Below are 17,545 nucleotides of genomic sequence, written 5' to 3' on the forward strand. Positions count from 1 at the left end.
GGACTTCTTTTAAAAGGTGCAAGCCGTGGCTGATTTGAAGCGTTACGACAACTACATCGGTGGCCAATGGGTCGCCGGCGCCGAATATTCCAGCAACATCAATCCGTCGGAGTTGACCGACACCATCGGTGACTACGCCAAGGCCGACCTGGCTCAAGTCAACGCCGCCATCGACGCCGCTCGCGCCGCGTTTCCGGCGTGGTCCACTTCCGGGATTCAGGCTCGGCACGATGCACTGGATAAAGTCGGCAGCGAAATTCTCGCCCGTCGCGAAGAGCTCGGCACATTGCTGGCCCGGGAAGAGGGCAAGACCCTGCCCGAAGCCATCGGCGAAGTGACCCGCGCCGGCAACATCTTCAAGTTCTTCGCCGGTGAATGCCTGCGCCTGTCGGGTGACTACGTGCCGTCGGTGCGTCCGGGCGTCAATGTCGAAGTCACTCGCGAAGCTCTGGGCGTGGTCGGCCTGATCACTCCATGGAACTTCCCGATCGCGATCCCCGCGTGGAAAATCGCTCCGGCTTTGGCTTACGGCAACTGCGTGGTGCTGAAACCGGCCGATCTGGTGCCGGGCTGTGCCTGGGCGCTGGCGGAAATCATCTCCCGCGCCGGTTTTCCGGCCGGCGTGTTCAACCTGGTGATGGGCAGCGGTCGAGTGGTCGGCGAGGCGCTGGTCAACAGCCCGAAAGTCGATGGCATTAGCTTCACCGGTTCGGTTGGCGTGGGCCGGCAAATCGCAGTCAATTGCGTGTCGCGCCAGGCCAAGGTGCAGCTGGAGATGGGCGGCAAGAACCCGCAGATCATTCTCGACGACGCCGACCTCAAGCAAGCGGTCGAACTGTCGGTACAGAGCGCGTTCTACTCCACCGGTCAGCGTTGCACCGCGTCCAGCCGCCTCATCGTCACCGCCGGGATTCACGACAAGTTCGTCGAAGCCATGGCCGAGCGGATGAAGTCGATCAAGGTCGGCCACGCGTTGAAGTCCGGCACCGACATCGGCCCAGTGGTGTCGCAAGCGCAGTTGGAACAGGACCTGAAGTACATCGACATCGGCCAGTCCGAAGGTGCGCGTCTGGTCAGCGGTGGTGGGCTGGTGACGTGCGACACCGAGGGCTACTTCCTCGCCCCGACGCTGTTTGCCGACAGCGAAGCTGCGATGCGCATCAGCCGCGAAGAGATCTTCGGCCCGGTGGCCAACATCGTTCGCGTAGCGGATTACGACGCTGCACTGGAAATGGCCAACGACACCGAGTTCGGACTGTCGGCGGGTATCGCCACCACGTCGCTGAAGTACGCCAACCACTTCAAGCGCCACTCCCAGGCCGGGATGGTGATGGTCAACCTGCCGACCGCCGGCGTGGATTACCACGTTCCGTTCGGTGGGCGTAAAGGTTCATCCTATGGCTCACGTGAGCAAGGTCGCTATGCGCAAGAGTTTTACACGGTCGTGAAGACCAGCTACATCGGCTCCTGACAGGAAACACCGCCGTATCGGCATCGATACCGCACCCCTGTAGGAGCTGCCGAGTGAAACGAGGCTGCGATCTTTGCTTTTAAAGATCAAAAGATCGCAGCCTCGTTTCACTCGGCAGCTCCTACACAGGGAACACAACAGTTTCACCCGCGCATAAAAATAATCAGTGGGAGTACATCTACAATGCAATCGACCAAGCCGACTCACGTCCGCTATTTGATCCTGCTCATGCTGTTTCTGGTGACCACGATCAACTACGCCGACCGGGCGACCATCGCGATCGCCGGCTCCAGCCTGCAAAAAGACCTCGGCATCGACGCGGTCACTCTCGGTTATATCTTCTCCGCATTCGGTTGGGCCTACGTGGCCGGGCAAATTCCCGGTGGCTGGCTGCTGGACCGGTTCGGTTCGAAAAAAGTCTATGCCCTGAGCATCTTCACCTGGTCGCTGTTCACCGTACTGCAAGGTTATGTCGGTGAGTTCGGGCTTTCCACCGCCGTCGTCGCGCTGTTCATGCTGCGCTTTCTGGTGGGCCTGGCCGAAGCGCCATCCTTCCCCGGCAACGCACGCATTGTGGCAGCGTGGTTCCCGACCGCTGAACGCGGCACCGCCTCGGCGATCTTCAACTCGGCGCAATACTTCGCCACCGTATTGTTTGCGCCGCTGATGGGCTGGATCGTCTACAGCTTTGGCTGGCAGCATGTGTTTATCGTCATGGGCGTGATCGGCATCATCTTCTCGGGGATCTGGCTGAAAGTTATCCACAGTCCGCGTCAACACCCGATGATCAATGACGCCGAGTTCAAGCACATCGCCGACAACGGCGGCATGGTCGACATGGACCAGGACAAGGGCAAAGGCAAAAAGGTCGACGGTCCGAAGTGGGACTACATCCGCCAGTTACTGACCAACCGCATGATGCTCGGTGTGTATCTGGGCCAGTACTGCATCAACGGCATCACCTATTTCTTCCTGACCTGGTTCCCGGTGTACCTGGTGCAGGAACGCGGCATGACCATCCTCAAGGCCGGTTTTATTGCCTCGTTGCCGGCAATCTGCGGGTTTATCGGTGGCGTGCTCGGCGGGGTGATTTCCGACTATCTGCTGCGCAAGGGCCACTCGCTGACCTTCGCCCGCAAAGCGCCGATCATCGCCGGCCTGCTGGTGTCCAGCAGCATCGTGGCTTGCAACTATGTCGATGTTGAATGGATGGTGGTCGGCTTCATGGCCCTGGCGTTCTTCGGCAAAGGCGTCGGTGCGCTGGGTTGGGCGGTGGTGTCCGACACCTCGCCAAAACAGATCGCCGGTCTCAGTGGTGGCCTGTTCAACACCTTCGGCAACATTGCGTCGATCACCACGCCGATCGTCATTGGCTACATCATCAGCTCCACCGGCTCGTTCAAGTGGGCGCTGGTGTTCGTCGGTTGCAACGCGTTGGTCGCGGTATTCAGTTATCTGGTGATCGTTGGCCCGATCAAACGCGTTGTGCTCAAAGAGCCGCCGGCCAGCGGTCCTGAAACGAACAGCAAGTTATCTGAAGCGCATTCCTGAGGAGCGGCGTCATGCAGTTGATTGAACATTCCGACTCGCCGCGCTACATCCGCCTGCACGAGCGGGACAATGTGGTGATCGTGGTCAACGATCAGGGCGTGCCGGCCGGCACCGAATTCCCCGATGGCCTGGTCACCGTGGATTTCGTGCCGCAGAGCCACAAGGTCACCCTCGAGGACATTCCCGAGGGCGGCCAGGTGATTCGTTACGGCCAGACGATCGGCTACGCGTTGCAGCCGATTCCTCGCGGCAGCTGGGTCAAGGAAGATCAACTGCGCATGCCCACCGCGCCACCGCTGGACAGCTTGCCGCTGTCCACCGAAGTGCCGGCCGCGCAGGCACCGCTGGAAGGCTTCACCTTCGAGGGCTATCGCAACGCCGACGGCACCGTCGGCACGCGCAACATTCTCGGCATCACCACCACCGTGCAGTGCGTCACCGGCGTGCTGGATCACGCGGTAAAACGCATCAAGGACGAGTTGCTGCCCAAGTACCCGAACGTCGATGACGTGGTGGCGTTGACCCACAGTTACGGCTGCGGCGTGGCGATCACCGCCACCGACGCGTACATCCCGATCCGCACCGTGCGTAATCTGGCGCGCAACCCGAACCTGGGTGGCGAGGCGCTGGTGATCAGCCTGGGCTGCGAGAAATTGCAGGCCGGGCAGGTGATGCATGACAACGACAGCTCGGTGGATTTGAGCGAGCCGTGGCTGTATCGCTTGCAGGATTCCAGTCACGGTTTCACCGAGATGATCGAGCAGATCATGGCGCTGGCCGAAACCCGTTTGAAGAAGCTTGATCAACGTCGCCGGGAAACCGTGCCGGCGTCCGAGCTGATCCTCGGCATGCAGTGCGGCGGCAGCGATGCATTCTCCGGGATCACCGCCAACCCGGCCTTGGGCTATGCCTCGGACTTGTTGCTGCGGGCCGGTGCGACGGTGATGTTTTCCGAAGTCACCGAAGTGCGCGATGCGATTTACCTGCTGACGTCCCGGGCGGAAACCGAAGAAGTCGCTCAGGAACTGGTGCGGGAAATGGACTGGTACGACCGTTATCTGGCCAAGGGCGAAGCGGATCGCAGCGCCAACACCACGCCGGGGAACAAGAAGGGCGGGTTGTCGAACATTGTCGAGAAGTCCTTGGGCTCGATCGTCAAATCCGGCAGCAGCGCGATCAACGGGGTGCTTGGCCCAGGGGAGCGGTTCAAGCGCAAAGGGCTGATTTTCTGCGCGACCCCGGCCAGTGATTTTGTCTGCGGGACGTTGCAGTTGGCGGCGGGGATGAACCTGCATGTGTTCACCACCGGGCGTGGTACGCCTTATGGGTTGGCGATGGCGCCAGTGGTGAAGGTGTCGACTCGCACAGAACTGGCGCAGCGCTGGCCGGACCTGATCGACATCGATGCCGGGCGGATTGCCACCGGGCGAGCGTCGATCGAAGACCTCGGCTGGGAGTTGTTCCACTACTACCTGGACGTGGCCAGCGGCAAGAAACAGACGTGGGCGGAGCAGCACAAGCTGCATAACGATATCACCCTGTTCAACCCGGCACCGATCACGTAAGGCCGCGTCCCGCGAAGGGGCCATGGAGCTCACCGAAGGTTTCAAGAATGTACCCATAAATAAAAAGGCCGCGATCCATATTGGATCGCGGCCTTTTTATTGGCTTCGATTCAGGCGTCAGACCGCATCCAGCTCCGGTTCATCCGCCTGGACGTTGACCGTTGCTTTCACTTCATCGTGGCGACGGATGTACTTCCAGTCCGCCTCGTCGATGTAGATGCCGTTCGGGCCGCTGCCGCCTTCCAGGTCGATGGCGACGCTGGCGCAGACTTGCGGCTTCACACTCGCCAGGATCGGCACGAAGCCCAATTGCAGGCTGGTTTCCAGCAATGCGGCCTGGTTCTTCTCATCGATATCCGCTGCCTCGTCGAGGTAGTACGGCAGGCGTACGCGGCCGGCCTGGTCGCGGTCCATCAAGTGCAGCAACAAGTACATGTTGGTCAGCGCCTTGATGGTCATGGTGGTGCCGTTGGACGCCGCGCCGTCGATGTCGGTGTGAATCACCGGTTGACCGTTGACCTTGGTGATCTCGAAGGCCAGTTCGAACAAGTCCTTGAGACCGAGCTGGTTGTGGTTCGCCGCCACCAGCCGCGCCAGGTATTCCTTGGCTTCTTCGTTCTTGTTGTCCTGCTCGGCGCTTTGGCTCAAGTCGAAGACGGAGAGGGTTTCGCCTTCTTCGTATTGACCGGCGCTGTGGATGATCTGGTCAATGTGCTTGAGCGCTTCCTTGTTCGGCGCGAGCACGATACGGAAGCTTTGCAGGTTGGAAACCTGACGCTTGTTGATCTCACGGTTGAACAGCGCCAGTTGATGTTCGAGGCTGTCGTAGTCGCTGCGGATGTTGCGCAGGGTCCGGGCGATGTCAGTGACTGCGGCGCGGCGCGCCTTGCCGAGGGTCAGGGCTTCATCGGTGCGGTGCGCGTATGCGTTGATCAGCAGTTGCAGGCGACGTTCCATATCGTCTTCGCTGTCGAACTTGGCCACGCCTTTGAGGCGGACCTGGGCGTACAGCGCTTCGATCTGACCGTCGCTGCGCAACAAACCTTGCCAGCTGTCCTGATAGTCGTTGAGCAGCGGCAGCAAGTTGTCCATGGAATCGTCGATCGGGTCCATGAACGGCGTGCCGAACGGCAGGTCAGCCGGCAACAGCTGACGGCGGCGCAGGGCATCGTCGAGGGTGCGTTGCTTGGCTTCCATGTCGCCGATCTGCCGGCCGACCAGTTGCAGCTTGGCCGACAGTTGCTGGACGCGTTCGGTGAACGCATCGCTTGAACGCTTCAATTCGTCCTGCGCCGCTTCCATCTGCGCCAGTTGCTCAAGCTTGTCGCCTTCCTCGGCGCTCAGGGTTTGCGCGCGGCGGAAGTCTTCCAGGGCTTTCTGCGCATCCAGCACCTGTTGGTACAGCGCCTCGGTCTGGGTCTTGCTGGCCGCACGGTCGGCTGCTACGGCTTGCTGGGTTTTCAGTTGCTTGAGTTCTTTGTCCAGACGCTCTTTCTGATCGCGCAATGCGGCACGGTCGGCCAGGGCTTGCAGCGCTGGCGGCTCGATGTGCGAGATGTCGATGGACAGGCCCGGCACTTCGAAGCGCTCGCCTTTGAAACCGTCGAGGATCAATTCCATGGATTTGACCCACTGACCGTCCTCGTCCAGCGTGATGCCATGTTCGCCCAGCGGCAGGCTGAACAGCGCGCTGTTGAACAGGCGCATCAGGCGCTCGACGTCCTGTTGCGAGAACTCTTCGCGCAGGCGGGCGTAGCTGTTGTTGTCGGCGTGATCGAGTTGTTGCTTCACCGATTTCAGGCGTTTTTCCAGATCCCGCAGACGCTCTTCCAGGTCTTCGGCAGAGAACTGCCGCGACTGTGCCAGCGCACCGGCCAGTTCGTCGTGCGCGTCCTTGGCGGCAAGCAATTGCTGTTCGAGGACTTTGACGTCATCGACCAGCGCGAAGCGATGCTTGAGCACCGACAACTCGCCGAGCCAGCGCTGGATACCGGTGATTTCCCGTTCCAGACGCATCAGCTCTTGAGTGCCGCCGCGTTGATCGTTTTGCAGGGCGTCCTGCTCGTTGCGGTAATGCTCGGCCTGAATCGTCAGTTCTTCCTTGCGCGCACTGGCGTAGTCCGACCAGGTGCCAAGCAAGGAGTCGAGCAGCGGAGAGATGCGGTGCAACTTGCCGCGCAGGATATTGCGCTGGGTCACGCCTGCCGCAAGGGCTTCGACCAATGGGCCGGCAGTGACCAGCGAGTTGTAATCCTGCTCCATGCGACGAACATCGCGGAACGCTTCTTCGCACGCGGCGATGTAGTCGACACTGCCGGAACGCAGGCTGTGTTCGAAGGCATCGAGGAACAGCTGCTTGAGCTTGGCCGCGGTGATTTCGCGCATGTGCAGCAGGTTGATGAACAGGGCGCGGAAGGTCTTCAGGCTCTGCTCGCTGGTGGAGCGCAGCGGGATCAGCGTCAGGTCCAGCGGAATCGAGGTGTGACCGCCGACCAGCAAGCGACGCAGCTCATCAGGCTTCAACTCGTAGGCTTTCAGGCCTTCGCGTTCAAGGTTGGTGAACAGTTCTTTCTGGCGCAGGCAGGTATCGTTCTTCTGGTAATGCGCCAGATCCAGTTTGCCGGCATAGGCAAAGAACTGGTGGCCGAAACCACCGCCCGGGCCGCGACCTACCACGCCGATGACGTGCGGGCCGTGGGGCAGCGACACTTCAACGAGGATGTAACTGGTGTCCGAGGCGAAGTAGAAGCGACGGGATTGTTCCAGGCTGTACTTGCCGAAACTCATGTCCGACATGCGCGCCAGGATCGGGAACTGCAAGGCGTTGATCGAGGCGGATTTGCCGAGGTTGTTCGCGCCGTAGACCGACAGCGGCTCTTCCAGCGGGAACAGGCCGAGGCTGTAACCGGCGGTGTTCAAAAGGGCAAAGCGGCGAATGCCGTAGCGTTCCTTGCTCATGCGTCGGTCTCCTGTTCTTCGGCAATGGCGCGGGCCAGGGCGTCTTCTTCGCTTTCACCTTCGAATTCACTGAGGTCCAGCGGGTCGTCGGTCTGCAGCAGTTTTTCGTCGCTGTCTTCGTCGATCAGTACCGGCGCCGGCAATGGCAGCACGCTGTGCAGGCTGGCGGCCAGGTCGCGGTCTTGCTGGACCGACAGGCAGACATCGAGGAAGCGGTGCATCGGCGGCAGGAAACGGTAGACACCGTTTTCTTCGCCGGCGAAACCGAGCTGGGTCATGCGGCGCATGATCTTTTCTTCGAGTTCTTCGACGGTCTGCACTTCGGCCTGGATGAACAGGTCGCGGTACTTCTCCAGCAACGACGGCAATTCATCGCGACCTAGGCTGCCGCCGTCGAGTACGGCGACCGGGTCTCGGCCCTGATCGGCCAGGTGCTCGACGAGGATGAAGGTGAACAGCGCCAGTCGTTGGGCAGTCTTGTTCACTGCGGCGGCGGCGAGGTCCGGCACGAAGTAGTAGAAACCACGGGTATCGCAGACCAGTTCAAAGCCCAATGCCTTGAACAGCGTGCGGTACTGGTCCTGGAAGTTCGACAGTTGCGCGTACAGTTCAGGGTCGCGGCGGCTGACGTGGTAGCCCTTGAACAGCTCGCGAAAAATCGGCGCCAGCTGGGACAGTTCGGATAGATCAAGATGCATTTGGGATGCTCGCAGAATCCTCGGCGGCGGTGTCGCGGGCCGAGAGCAGGGCGAAGGAGCACAGGCTGACCTGATGCTCGTGAGTGTGGTAATCGCGGCGTTCCAGACGCTCGCGCTTGAAGCGTTTTTCCCGCGACAGGCGCGAGAACCAGTAGAGCAATTCGTCTGTAGCGCCGTCCGGTTCCTGCTCCAGCAGCCAGCTCATCAGATCCGGCATCGGCAGGGCGTTTTCGCAGCGTTCGAGCATTTCGCGAACGGTACGTGGCGCGCGCGGGGCCTCGCCTTTCTGGGTCTTGTGGGCCTTGGGGAAGCGCGCCGGTTTCGGTTCGAACCGGGCCAGCGCATACACGTAGGCCTCGACCTGACTGGCGCTACCGAGGAAGGTGCTTTGCGGGCGGGTGAACAGCGGCATCGCGGCTTGTGGCACCGCATCGATGCCTTTACGACGAATGGCCGACAACGCCAGGGCTGCGCCACGGGTCACGGCGTTGTGCCGGCGGGCTTCTTCGCGCAGCGGCAGCAGCAGTTCGCGGGCGTGACGCAAAGTCAGCTGGGCGCTGGTCTGCATTTCGAGGATGCGCGCGTGGGTGCGCAGCAGCATGTCGTCGTCGACCAGATGGCCGAGGCGCTGCTGTTCGGTGAGCATGCGCAACAACACGTTCTCAACTTTACGCACGCCTTGTTCGAAGGCGCCGTCGGCATTCACCAGCTGGATCATCGGTTCGACGTATTCGTCCCAGGTCGCCAGCACTTCAGCATAACGCTGACGCAGCGGAATCTGCCGGTCGCTGGTCTTGGCCCGCTCGGCGACGGCCACCAAGGCCTGTTCGTCGTTGGCGAGTTTCTTCAGCACGTCCCGCACACGCATGTCGAGCAGGCGCAACTGGCGCGCGAGATCGTTGCCGTCGCGAATGTCGAAGGCGTCCTGGATGTAACCGGCCAGGCGTTCGAGGTGGCGCAGATAGGCTTCGATTTCCAGGCACAGGCCCAGACGGTGCTCACGGCGCAGGTAAGCGAGGAAGTCGTGAATCTGCGCGTTGAGCTCGAAACGGTTCGGACTTTTCGCCACGGGAACCAGAATGTCGAGGTGAATCCACACGTCCAGCAGGCTGGTGATGTCCTGCGGTGTGCTGTCCAGTTGCTGGGCGGCCAACTGTGAACGCAGTTCGTTGAGGCTCAGGGTGCCTTGGTCGAAGTGCTCGCACAGTGGCTCCAGAAGTGCCCAGTGTTCAGCGAGGGCGCGCAAGACGCGCTTGGGTTCGATCATCGGAATGGCCGGCTGGTTGGCAATTAAAAGCCGCGATTGTACTTCATCGCAGCCGTGTCGATTCACTCTCGGGATGGGCTGTCGCTTCTTCTATCGGTGAAGTCTATCGATCAAGCGTGGGCGATCTTGAGCGAAGGGCGGTAGAATCACCGCACTTTAGTTATCCACAAGTGGCCGACCTTTGCTTATCGAGTCCCGTCGTCGCGCTTATTTGACCGCCATGCAGGTGGTCAACTGGCTGCCGCGCACCGAATTGCCCTTTGCTGCGCCATCGCGGCCCGAGCTGCTGGAGACGCCTGAACCGTTGGTCGTCGTCCCGGTGACGCCTGCTCCGGTAGCGCAAACACCCGTGGAACCTGTGGTCAAACCGGCCGAGCGGGTGAAAATCGAGGTGCAACGGCCGACGCCATCGGCTGGAAAACCAGCAAGCAAAGCGACGCAAGAGAGCGAAGAGGCACCGCTCGTCGCCAAGGCTGCGCCAGTGCCGCCACCGCGTTTCGCTCTGCAATTGCTGCGAGCCGGTCGCTGCCTGTTGCTGGTGGAGTTACCCACAGGCGAAACTTTCCAGACCCGCGATCCCGCTTATCTGTTGCTAAAAGACATGCTGCGCGCCGCCGGCCTGCCGGACAGCCCGCAGATCGTCGGCGAGCCGGTGCGCTGGCCGCTGCTGGCTCGCGGCACGATGGACCAAGGGCCGGAAGCGGCTCGGGATTTCGTCCAGGGTTTTCTGTCGGCCCGCCTGGAAGACGCACCGTGCGTCTGCCTGTGGCTGATCGGCCTGCCGGCGGTGCGTTTTGCCGGTGAGGCTAACGCCGAATCCTTCAACCGTGAACTTCAGGTCGAAGGCCTGGGGTCGGTCTGGGCCTTGCCGGGCCTGGAGTTATTAATGGAAGAGCCACAGCGTAAGGCTGATGTCTGGCAAGCCATGCGTCGGCTGATGGCGCGTTGGAAAGAATCGAATGAGTGACGCTGTATCGTTCCGCCCGATGACCGAGGCGGACCTGGACGCTGTACTGAAAATCGAATACGCGGCCTACAGCCATCCCTGGACCCGCGGGATTTTTCTCGATGGCCTGGGCAAGTATCAGATCTGGCTGATGTTCGAAGGGCAGCAGCAGGTCGGTCATGGCGTAGTGCAGATCATCCTTGATGAGGCGCATCTGCTGAACATCACCGTCAAACCGGAAAATCAGGGCCGCGGCCTGGGCTTGACGCTGCTGGAGCATTTGATGTCGATTGCCTACAAGGCTGAGGCGCGGGAATGTTTTCTGGAAGTGCGCGACAGCAACCGGGCGGCGTTTCGGTTGTATGAGCGGTATGGGTTTAACGAGATCGGGCGTCGGCGGGATTACTACCCGGCGGTTGGCGGGCGAGAAGATGCCGTGGTGATGGCCTGCACCCTGGTTGATTGATCCCCCTGCATTGGCATCCAGATCAAGGCTTGCCGTCCAACGGATCCCGCCGGGCCAACTCCGCTTCATCCAGCCCGGTGCCTGCGCCGATATCATCCTCATCGACGATGCTCAAGTCCCAATCCGCCTGGCCGTCTTCACCCGCTTCGTGGGCATCCCGTGCGCCGTCTTCACGGATCAGGGTTTCCGGGCTCAAGTCATCGTCGGTGACGTCATTGTCGTTGGTCGAGGCCCCGGTCATGCCAGCTTTACGGATGCGCTCGTCGGGCATCTTCTGCGCACGCTCGCGTTCGGGGATCAGGTCGCCGATTCTGGTGCCGGGTTCTTCCTCGTCGAAATCCAGCTCATGCACCGAGCCCATGCGGTCTTCATCGTCGTCGATGGGCTCGGGTTGCTCCTTATCGAACGGACGTCGTGAATCAGTCATGGCTATTCCTCATACTGTAGGCCCTACTACAATTGACCCACTGGACTGCCGAGAATTCCCGCGGGCATGGAGCGCCGGCTAGCCGTTACATACATCAGGGCATCAGGGGGATCTGCATCTCGTGCGTGACCCCGACAGGCGGTTGTCTGTCAAAGCAGTGCATCATTCTCGAGGCTTCATTGCATGAACGACTTACAAGATCTGATTGATAACAACGAGCGCTGGGCTGATGCGATCACCCGCGAAGATCCTGATTTCTTTGCCAAGCTAGCCCGTCAGCAAACCCCGGAATACCTGTGGATCGGCTGTTCCGATGCACGCGTGCCAGCCAACGAGATCGTCGGCATGCTGCCGGGCGATCTGTTCGTGCACCGCAACGTGGCCAACGTGGTGCTGCACACCGACCTCAACTGCCTGTCGGTGATTCAGTATGCGGTGGATGTACTCAAGGTCAAACACATTCTGGTGACCGGCCACTATGGTTGCGGCGGTGTACGCGCCTCGATGCAGGATCGTCAGTTGGGCCTGATCGACGGCTGGCTGCGCTCGATTCGTGATCTCTACTATGAAAAACGCGACGAACTGGCCAAATTGCCCTCCGAAGAAGAGCGGGTCGACCGTCTCTGCGAGCTCAACGTGATTCAGCAGGTGGCCAACGTCGGTCACACCAGTATTGTCCAAAACGCCTGGCATCGCGGGCAGAGCCTGTCGATCCACGGCTGCATCTATGGCATCAAGGACGGTCGCTGGAAGAGCCTGAACGCTACCATCAGCGGTTTCGAGCAGTTGCCACCGCAGTACCGTTTGCGCCCGGTCGAGGCGTTGTAAAAGCCATTCAGATGAGACTTCGCCGACGCCAGTGTTGAAAGAACTGTTCTCCATTGGCATTCGGCGACTCGTCGTAGCCGATGATCCAGCCACGGCAGCAGGGACAACCGCAGCGGCAGGCGAACTGCCGCAGCAGCTTGTCTTCTGTCGCGGCGAAATCCATCGTCAGTCGGTCACCCTTTTTGATGTCTTTGAGCGCCCATAACCACAGCTCGCTCATATCGAGAAAGACGTTGGGGTCGCAGGAGTGACTCAGCAGACCACTGAAGCACGGATCGTAGACATGGATTCCCGGCGCCAACTGCCGGGTGTGTCGGCAGCGATAGGGCAATAGATGTCCGGAAACCCGGCAGATTCGGCTGATGCGGGGGAACTCGCGCAGTGCCGCGACCGCCATTGCCGATCCCTCAGCGTTGTAGATGATTTCAAAGTCGTCTTTGGAGGGGAATCCAAGGCGAAGGGGCAACTCTACAAAGGGATAGATGCCATTGGATGGCGGTAGGGTTATTTCTTGTTCGGCACGGGTTCTCATAACAATCCTTGTCGGCTGGGTGCTACGACGTCCTTTAGCTGACTTCCTGTCAGCTCTGCAGCACATGGGTACGCCCCAAGCCTCTCGCAAATGAAACAACCGGTCTACTGTCAGATATGACAGGCGAAAAAAGCCCTTTCCCGCGTCAGCCATGGCTCACGCGGGAAAGACTTTCAGCGTTTTACAAGTGTGGGGCAGGTGCGGATGTCACAAGAACCGGGGTCTGCAGCTGTTTCAGCTCGGATTTGACCGGCGCTGTTGCGCACTTGGCCACCGCCTGTTCAGGTGTCAGGTTGCGGATCGAGGTGTAGAACAGTTCACAGGTTTTTTCTTTCTGGGTCACTTGCCAGGTTTGAGTGCATCGTTTCAGCTGATCGGCTGGGTTGCTGCCCGGTTTGCTGCCCATCCCGGCTTGCCAGCACGCGGCACTCAAATCCTGCCCCATGACTTTCAGCCCCGCGGCGTCGGCCTTGGCCTGTGCATCATCGCCGCTATAGGCTTCGGGGTCGGCGGCGTACCAGATGTAGCTCGGGTGGTTGGAACCCAGTACGGGTACCGCAACACCCTTGCTCGGGATGATGGTTGCCAGGCCCAGCACGTCCACAGTCTGTCCGTATTGTTGCTTGATCCAGTTACGCACCGGTGAACCAAAGGCGACCATTGGCAATGCAGCGCCTTTGGCATTCTGGCTGACTTCCTTGACCATGGTGGTCTGGTAGTCCGTGAAGTAGTTGTAGACGCCTTCCAGATCCTTGCCAGCGGTGGACGGCGCGGCAATCGGCGCGATGTCGATGATGGTCTGATAGGCCGGCGTCTGGTCGGCAGGAATGTTGTTGGCGGTCAGCAGCGCGGCCCAGCGGTCGGTGGTCTTGGACTCCAGATAGTCCTGGGCCTGGGTCAGGGAATAATCCGGCGGGAAGTGCAGCAGTTCGACGCTTTTGCGGTTTTCCAGCGCCATGCCCAGCGGCAGGAACAGGTACCAGTTATAGGTCCATTTGCCATCGGCACTCAGCTTGTTGGCGCCGTTGTAGGCCAAATCCCCGGCATTGAGCAATGCGCTCAATGGCTTGTCATAGCCTTTGGGCACACCGCTGATATGGGCGTGGAGCTGCTTGTTTTCGGTTTTGACCAGCACTTTTGCGGTCTTGTAGCCATCGCGTTGTACGCTTTGGGTCAGGTAATGCTCGACGGTCTGCTCCAGTGTCCAGTTGCGGAAGCAGATGACGTTGCAGTTGTTGGGGTAGGCGAACAGCCGAGTGACGCGTTCGGTACTGCCCAGATTCAGATCGACATCGGCGTGAGCGGCGGCACTCAGGGTAAGCGCGGCGAGGGTGAATCCTGCGAGTTTGAACATGCTCAGATCCTTTTCAGCGTGAGCCCTCGGAGGTGGGGCGGGTACATACTGAAACTAGTTGTGTTGAACGGTCTAGTACACAAGTGAAAAGATCGCCAGTCAGAGCCCCCTCCTTCATCAGGCAAAGTGCAGTGCATTGCTCAAATCGCCCATGGGTTTCTGGCCACGGGCAATCATGGCATCGTCCCGCTGCCTGAGCCCATCGAGCTTTTCAAGCTGAAACACCCGGGTGATCAACCGCAGAATCGAGCCAGTGTCATAGACCGTGTGATCTACCATGCCCTTGCGCGCAAACGGCGAAACCACCAGCGTCGGTACCCGCGAGCCCGGCCCCCAACGGTCGCCCTTGGGCGGTGCGACGTGATCCCACCAACCGCCGTTCTCATCGACCGTGACCACGACCACCATGTTTTTCCACTGCGGGCTTTCCCGCAGCACTTTCAAGGCGCGGACGATGTGCCGGTCGCCGGACGCTACATCGGCGTAACCTGCGTGCATGTTCAGGTTGCCCTGGGGTTTGTAGAAACTCACCGCCGGCAACGTGCCCGCCTCGGCATCGGCGAAGAACTTGTTGGTATTCGACTCATCGCCCAACCCCGCATCCCGTAGACGTTTGTCGCGCTCCAGCGGGTTTTCCGGCCCCTGCTGCTTGAAGTAGTTGAACGGCTGGTGGTGATACTGGAAGTTCGGGATTTTCGGAATGCCGCCAGAGTCCTTGTACTGATCCAGCGTCGCCTGCCAACCTCCAGCGTACCAGGCCCAGTCGATGTTTTTCTTCGAGAGCTTGTCGCCGATGTGTTCGTGGGCCTGGGGGACCATGACATTCGGCAGGTCTGGCTTGGCGTACGCCGGGCGCTCGGGGTCGCGAATCCAGGTCGGCCAGTACGGCGGAGCCAGCGTGTTGACCCCATAGCCGTCCGGTGTCAGCGCGCTGGGGCCGAATTGGGGTGGGGCGGTCATGGCACTGGCCGGGGATTGTTCCAGAGGCTTGAGGCGTGGATCGGCCGGGTCATCGCTTTGCAGCGTGGCGATCTGTGTCTTGGCCACCGAGTTGACGGCGTCCGGATAGAACGGCGCGGTGGCGCTGATCAGGTATTGATGGTTGAGAAACGAGCCGCCGAAAGCCCCCTGGAAAAAGTTATCGCAGAGCACAAACTCTTGGGCAACGTCCCACAGCCGCAGGGAATATCGACTCTGGGCGTAATGCCCCATGGGCAGGCCACCGGAGTCGGCCCAGGCGACAAAGCCGTCATTTTTGCCACCGTTGATCTGCATCTGGTTCTGATAGAACGCATGCCACAGGTCGCGCGTCACCAGGCCAAACGGTAAGTCTTCTGCGTTCGGACCTTTGAGGGCAAAGGGCGCGTTAGGCAGGTGTTCCTGGAACTGGGTTGCGCTGGGGTAAGTCACGCCATCGAGGGTTTGCGGGCCGATCTGCAGCACGCCGCCCCAGACTGGCGGCAGGGTCTGCAACAGGCTGCCATCGCGATCACGCTGCTGATATTCGACAGGTTTGAGGCCCGAGAGCGGTTTCTCGACGCCGGGGAAGTCGCCGAACAGATTATTGAAACTACGGTTCTCGGCGTAGATCACCACCACGGTTTTCACCTGGTCGCGTAGGGCTTTGTCCAATTCGACAGGTGAAAGCAGGCGTTCGACCGGTTTACCCGACTCATCGCCATGACTGCCACAAGCGCTGAGGGTCGCGCCGACACCGAGTACCGCCACGCCACCCAGGAAGCGGCGGCGACTGGTGTCGGTGGGCGTATCTGTTTGCGGGGAGGGGGCGTCGTTGCGGTCTTTTTCGTCGTTCATGCCGAGTCCTGTCTTGCATAAATGTTTCAATATATTTCAGCGGGACGCTAGCAGCGAGGTGTGACAGCGGGGTGACGGCTCTGAATGCAATGAGTCGCCAGTGTGGGAGCAAGCCCGCTCACACACTCAATGCTGTTCACTCAAGAGCGTCTTGAGTCAAGGAAACCTGTGGCGAGGGAGCTTGCTCCCGCTTGAGTGCGTAGCACTCACAAAAATAGGCGATGGTTATCAGACTTTTGGGCCGCTACGCAGCCCAGCGCGAGCACGGGTTGTCCACAAGCGCATTTGCGTAGACCATGGGCGCCTTGGTTTTTTGCCTGCCAGAGTTCTTTTACATGACTGCCAACATCAATGCGCGCCCGGCGCCCTTCACTCGTTCGGACTACAAGACCCTGGGGCTTGCAGCCTTGGGCGGTGCGCTGGAAATCTACGACTTCATCATTTTCGTATTTTTCGCGCTGACCCTCAGCCAACTGTTCTTCCCGCCGGAAATGCCCGAGTGGCTGCGTCTGCTGCAAAGCTTCGGGATCTTCGTCACAGGCTACCTGGCGCGCCCGTTGGGCGGGATCCTGATGGCGCATTTCGCCGACCGGTTGGGACGCAAGAAGGTGTTCAGCCTGAGTATTCTGATGATGGCGTTGCCGTGCTTGCTGATCGGGATCATGCCGACCTACGCCCAGATCGGCTATTTCGCACCACTGTTGCTGTTGGTCCTGAGGGTCCTGCAAGGCGCGGCGGTGGGCGGTGAAGTGCCGAGCGCCTGGGTGTTCGTCGCTGAGCACGCGCCGGTCGGGCATCGCGGTTATGCCCTCGGTTTCCTGCAGGCGGGGCTGACCTTCGGTTACCTGATCGGCGCCTTGACGGCGACTTTTCTGGCTCAGGCGTTCACCCCGGCGCAAATCCTCGATTACGCCTGGCGTTACCCGTTTCTGCTGGGCGGTGTGTTTGGCGTGATCGGTGTCTGGCTGCGCCGCTGGCTCAGCGAAACCCCGGTGTTCATGGCGATGCAGGCCCAGCGCGAGGCCGCTGTCGAGTTGCCGCTGCGCACGGTTCTGCGTGAACACCGTCTGGCGATGCTGCCGGCGATGATCCTCACCTGCGTGCTGACCTCGGCCGTGGTGGTGTTTGTGGTCATCACCCCGACCATGATGCAGAAAACCTTCGGCATGACCGCCAGCCATACCTTCGCCCTGAGTGCCTTGGGCATCGTCTTTCTGAATATTGGCTGTGTGCTCGCCGGGCTGCTCGTCGATCGTATCGGCGCCTGGCGCACGGTGATGCTGTATAGCCTGCTGCTGCCTCTGGGCATCGGCGTGCTCTATACCTGTCTGATCATTGAAGGCCAGTGGATCGGTCTGGCCTATGCGGTGGCCGGCCTTGGTTGTGGGGTGGTCGGCGCAGTGCCGTCAGTGATGGTAAGCCTGTTCCCGGCGCGGATTCGCGTCTCGGGGATTTCCTTCACCTACAACATTGCCTACGCCGCCTGGGCGAGTGTCACACCGCTGCTGTTGATCGGTCTGATGCCGTGGAGTCCGTGGATTTGTGTGATCTTCTGCGCGGTGATGGGGGCCGTGGGCATCAGCAGTGCGGTGTATTTCGGTGCGCGAATGCCGCGAGTCGGGCGCTGTGCGGTGGCTGGTGCGGCATGAGGTTATTTGTGCTGCCAC

14 protein-coding genes are annotated in these 17,545 nt (G+C 60.5%); 7 read left to right on the plus strand and 7 right to left on the minus strand.

The window, feature by feature from the left end; genetic code table 11:
• Positions 1 to 25 precede the first annotated feature (25 nt).
• From AC1RO5_RS12445 to garD, 3 genes are all read left to right on the plus strand, one after another.
• Positions 26 to 1,471: an aldehyde dehydrogenase family protein gene (locus tag AC1RO5_RS12445; RefSeq protein WP_493175146.1), complete on the plus strand. Its 1,446-nt coding sequence runs from the start codon at positions 26 to 28 to the stop codon at positions 1,469 to 1,471.
• A 183-nt stretch (positions 1,472 to 1,654) separates the two neighbouring features.
• Positions 1,655 to 3,022, plus strand: coding sequence for an MFS transporter (locus AC1RO5_RS12450; protein WP_096481114.1), 1,368 nt, complete (start codon positions 1,655 to 1,657; stop codon positions 3,020 to 3,022).
• Between the two features lie 11 nt (positions 3,023 to 3,033).
• A complete protein-coding gene (gene garD, locus AC1RO5_RS12455) occupies positions 3,034 to 4,587 on the plus strand; it encodes a galactarate dehydratase (RefSeq protein ID WP_477813785.1) in 1,554 nt (517 codons plus the stop codon).
• Between the two features lie 117 nt (positions 4,588 to 4,704).
• On the opposite strand, the gene mksF is transcribed toward garD, so the two are convergent.
• The 3 genes from mksF to mksB are packed head-to-tail and all read right to left on the minus strand — an operon-like array spanning position 4,705 to position 9,510.
• Positions 4,705 to 7,545, minus strand: coding sequence for an Mks condensin complex protein MksF (gene mksF / locus AC1RO5_RS12460; protein WP_493175148.1), 2,841 nt, complete (start codon positions 7,543 to 7,545; stop codon positions 4,705 to 4,707).
• Positions 7,542 to 8,243 carry an Mks condensin complex protein MksE gene (mksE, locus tag AC1RO5_RS12465; RefSeq protein ID WP_493175150.1) on the minus strand — a complete coding sequence of 234 codons (702 nt, stop codon included), beginning with the start codon at positions 8,241 to 8,243 and terminating at the stop codon, positions 7,542 to 7,544. Before mksE ends, mksF begins: the two co-directional genes overlap by 4 nt.
• Positions 8,233 to 9,510: an Mks condensin complex protein MksB gene (gene mksB, locus AC1RO5_RS12470; RefSeq protein WP_493175152.1), complete on the minus strand. Its 1,278-nt coding sequence runs from the start codon at positions 9,508 to 9,510 to the stop codon at positions 8,233 to 8,235. Before mksB ends, mksE begins: the two co-directional genes overlap by 11 nt.
• A gap of 220 nt (positions 9,511 to 9,730) precedes the next feature.
• On the opposite strand from mksB, the gene AC1RO5_RS12475 reads away from it, so the two are divergent.
• Positions 9,731 to 10,477: an energy transducer TonB gene (locus AC1RO5_RS12475; RefSeq protein WP_493175241.1), complete on the plus strand. Its 747-nt coding sequence runs from the start codon at positions 9,731 to 9,733 to the stop codon at positions 10,475 to 10,477.
• On the plus strand, positions 10,470 to 10,922 hold the full coding sequence (gene rimI / locus AC1RO5_RS12480; RefSeq protein WP_018929537.1) for a ribosomal protein S18-alanine N-acetyltransferase: 453 nt from the start codon (positions 10,470 to 10,472) through the stop codon (positions 10,920 to 10,922). Before AC1RO5_RS12475 ends, rimI begins: the two co-directional genes overlap by 8 nt.
• A 22-nt stretch (positions 10,923 to 10,944) precedes the next feature.
• On the opposite strand, the gene AC1RO5_RS12485 is transcribed toward rimI, so the two are convergent.
• The gene (locus tag AC1RO5_RS12485) at positions 10,945 to 11,349 is read right to left on the minus strand and encodes a serine kinase/phosphatase (protein WP_493175154.1); all 405 of its coding nucleotides are present in this window, start codon (positions 11,347 to 11,349) and stop codon (positions 10,945 to 10,947) included.
• Between the two features lie 183 nt (positions 11,350 to 11,532).
• On the opposite strand from AC1RO5_RS12485, the gene can reads away from it, so the two are divergent.
• On the plus strand, positions 11,533 to 12,177 hold the full coding sequence (gene can, locus AC1RO5_RS12490) for a carbonate dehydratase (protein WP_493175156.1): 645 nt from the start codon (positions 11,533 to 11,535) through the stop codon (positions 12,175 to 12,177).
• A gap of 7 nt (positions 12,178 to 12,184) precedes the next feature.
• Here can and AC1RO5_RS12495 read toward each other — a convergent pair whose 3' ends face one another.
• From AC1RO5_RS12495 to AC1RO5_RS12505, 3 genes are all read right to left on the minus strand, one after another.
• Complete coding sequence (locus AC1RO5_RS12495; protein WP_493175158.1) at positions 12,185 to 12,709, minus strand: SET domain-containing protein-lysine N-methyltransferase; 525 nt, start codon at positions 12,707 to 12,709, stop codon at positions 12,185 to 12,187.
• Positions 12,710 to 12,890: 181 nt separating this feature from the next.
• Entirely contained in the window at positions 12,891 to 14,063 is a 1,173-nt protein-coding gene (locus AC1RO5_RS12500) for a hypothetical protein (RefSeq protein ID WP_493175161.1), read from the minus strand.
• Between the two features lie 117 nt (positions 14,064 to 14,180).
• Positions 14,181 to 15,878, minus strand: coding sequence for an acid phosphatase (locus AC1RO5_RS12505; RefSeq protein WP_493175163.1), 1,698 nt, complete (start codon positions 15,876 to 15,878; stop codon positions 14,181 to 14,183).
• Between the two features lie 335 nt (positions 15,879 to 16,213).
• Here AC1RO5_RS12505 and AC1RO5_RS12510 point away from each other — a divergent pair, with 335 nt between their 5' ends.
• On the plus strand, positions 16,214 to 17,527 hold the full coding sequence (locus AC1RO5_RS12510; protein ID WP_493175165.1) for an MFS transporter: 1,314 nt from the start codon (positions 16,214 to 16,216) through the stop codon (positions 17,525 to 17,527).
• The last annotated feature ends 18 nt before the right edge of the window (positions 17,528 to 17,545 follow it).

It is taken from the genome of Pseudomonas sp. GW822-FHT02G04 (assembly GCF_058802085.1).

What these genes read in the sequence shown, in the direction of transcription:
- AC1RO5_RS12475 (WP_493175241.1), top strand. Translation starts at nt 9,731, where the DNA reads ATGCAGGTGGTCAACTGGCTGCCGCGCACCGAATTGCCCTTTGCTGCG.
- AC1RO5_RS12450 (WP_096481114.1), top strand. Translation starts at nt 1,655, where the DNA reads ATGCAATCGACCAAGCCGACTCACGTCCGCTATTTGATCCTGCTCATG.
- mksE (WP_493175150.1), bottom strand. Translation starts at nt 8,243, where the DNA reads ATGCATCTTGATCTATCCGAACTGTCCCAGCTGGCGCCGATTTTTCGC.
- can (WP_493175156.1), top strand. Translation starts at nt 11,533, where the DNA reads ATGAACGACTTACAAGATCTGATTGATAACAACGAGCGCTGGGCTGAT.
- AC1RO5_RS12495 (WP_493175158.1), bottom strand. Translation starts at nt 12,709, where the DNA reads ATGAGAACCCGTGCCGAACAAGAAATAACCCTACCGCCATCCAATGGC.
- mksF (WP_493175148.1), bottom strand. Translation starts at nt 7,545, where the DNA reads ATGAGCAAGGAACGCTACGGCATTCGCCGCTTTGCCCTTTTGAACACC.
- rimI (WP_018929537.1), top strand. Translation starts at nt 10,470, where the DNA reads ATGAGTGACGCTGTATCGTTCCGCCCGATGACCGAGGCGGACCTGGAC.
- mksB (WP_493175152.1), bottom strand. Translation starts at nt 9,510, where the DNA reads ATGATCGAACCCAAGCGCGTCTTGCGCGCCCTCGCTGAACACTGGGCA.
- garD (WP_477813785.1), top strand. Translation starts at nt 3,034, where the DNA reads ATGCAGTTGATTGAACATTCCGACTCGCCGCGCTACATCCGCCTGCAC.
- AC1RO5_RS12510 (WP_493175165.1), top strand. Translation starts at nt 16,214, where the DNA reads ATGACTGCCAACATCAATGCGCGCCCGGCGCCCTTCACTCGTTCGGAC.
- AC1RO5_RS12500 (WP_493175161.1), bottom strand. Translation starts at nt 14,063, where the DNA reads ATGTTCAAACTCGCAGGATTCACCCTCGCCGCGCTTACCCTGAGTGCC.
- AC1RO5_RS12485 (WP_493175154.1), bottom strand. Translation starts at nt 11,349, where the DNA reads ATGACTGATTCACGACGTCCGTTCGATAAGGAGCAACCCGAGCCCATC.
- AC1RO5_RS12505 (WP_493175163.1), bottom strand. Translation starts at nt 15,878, where the DNA reads ATGAACGACGAAAAAGACCGCAACGACGCCCCCTCCCCGCAAACAGAT.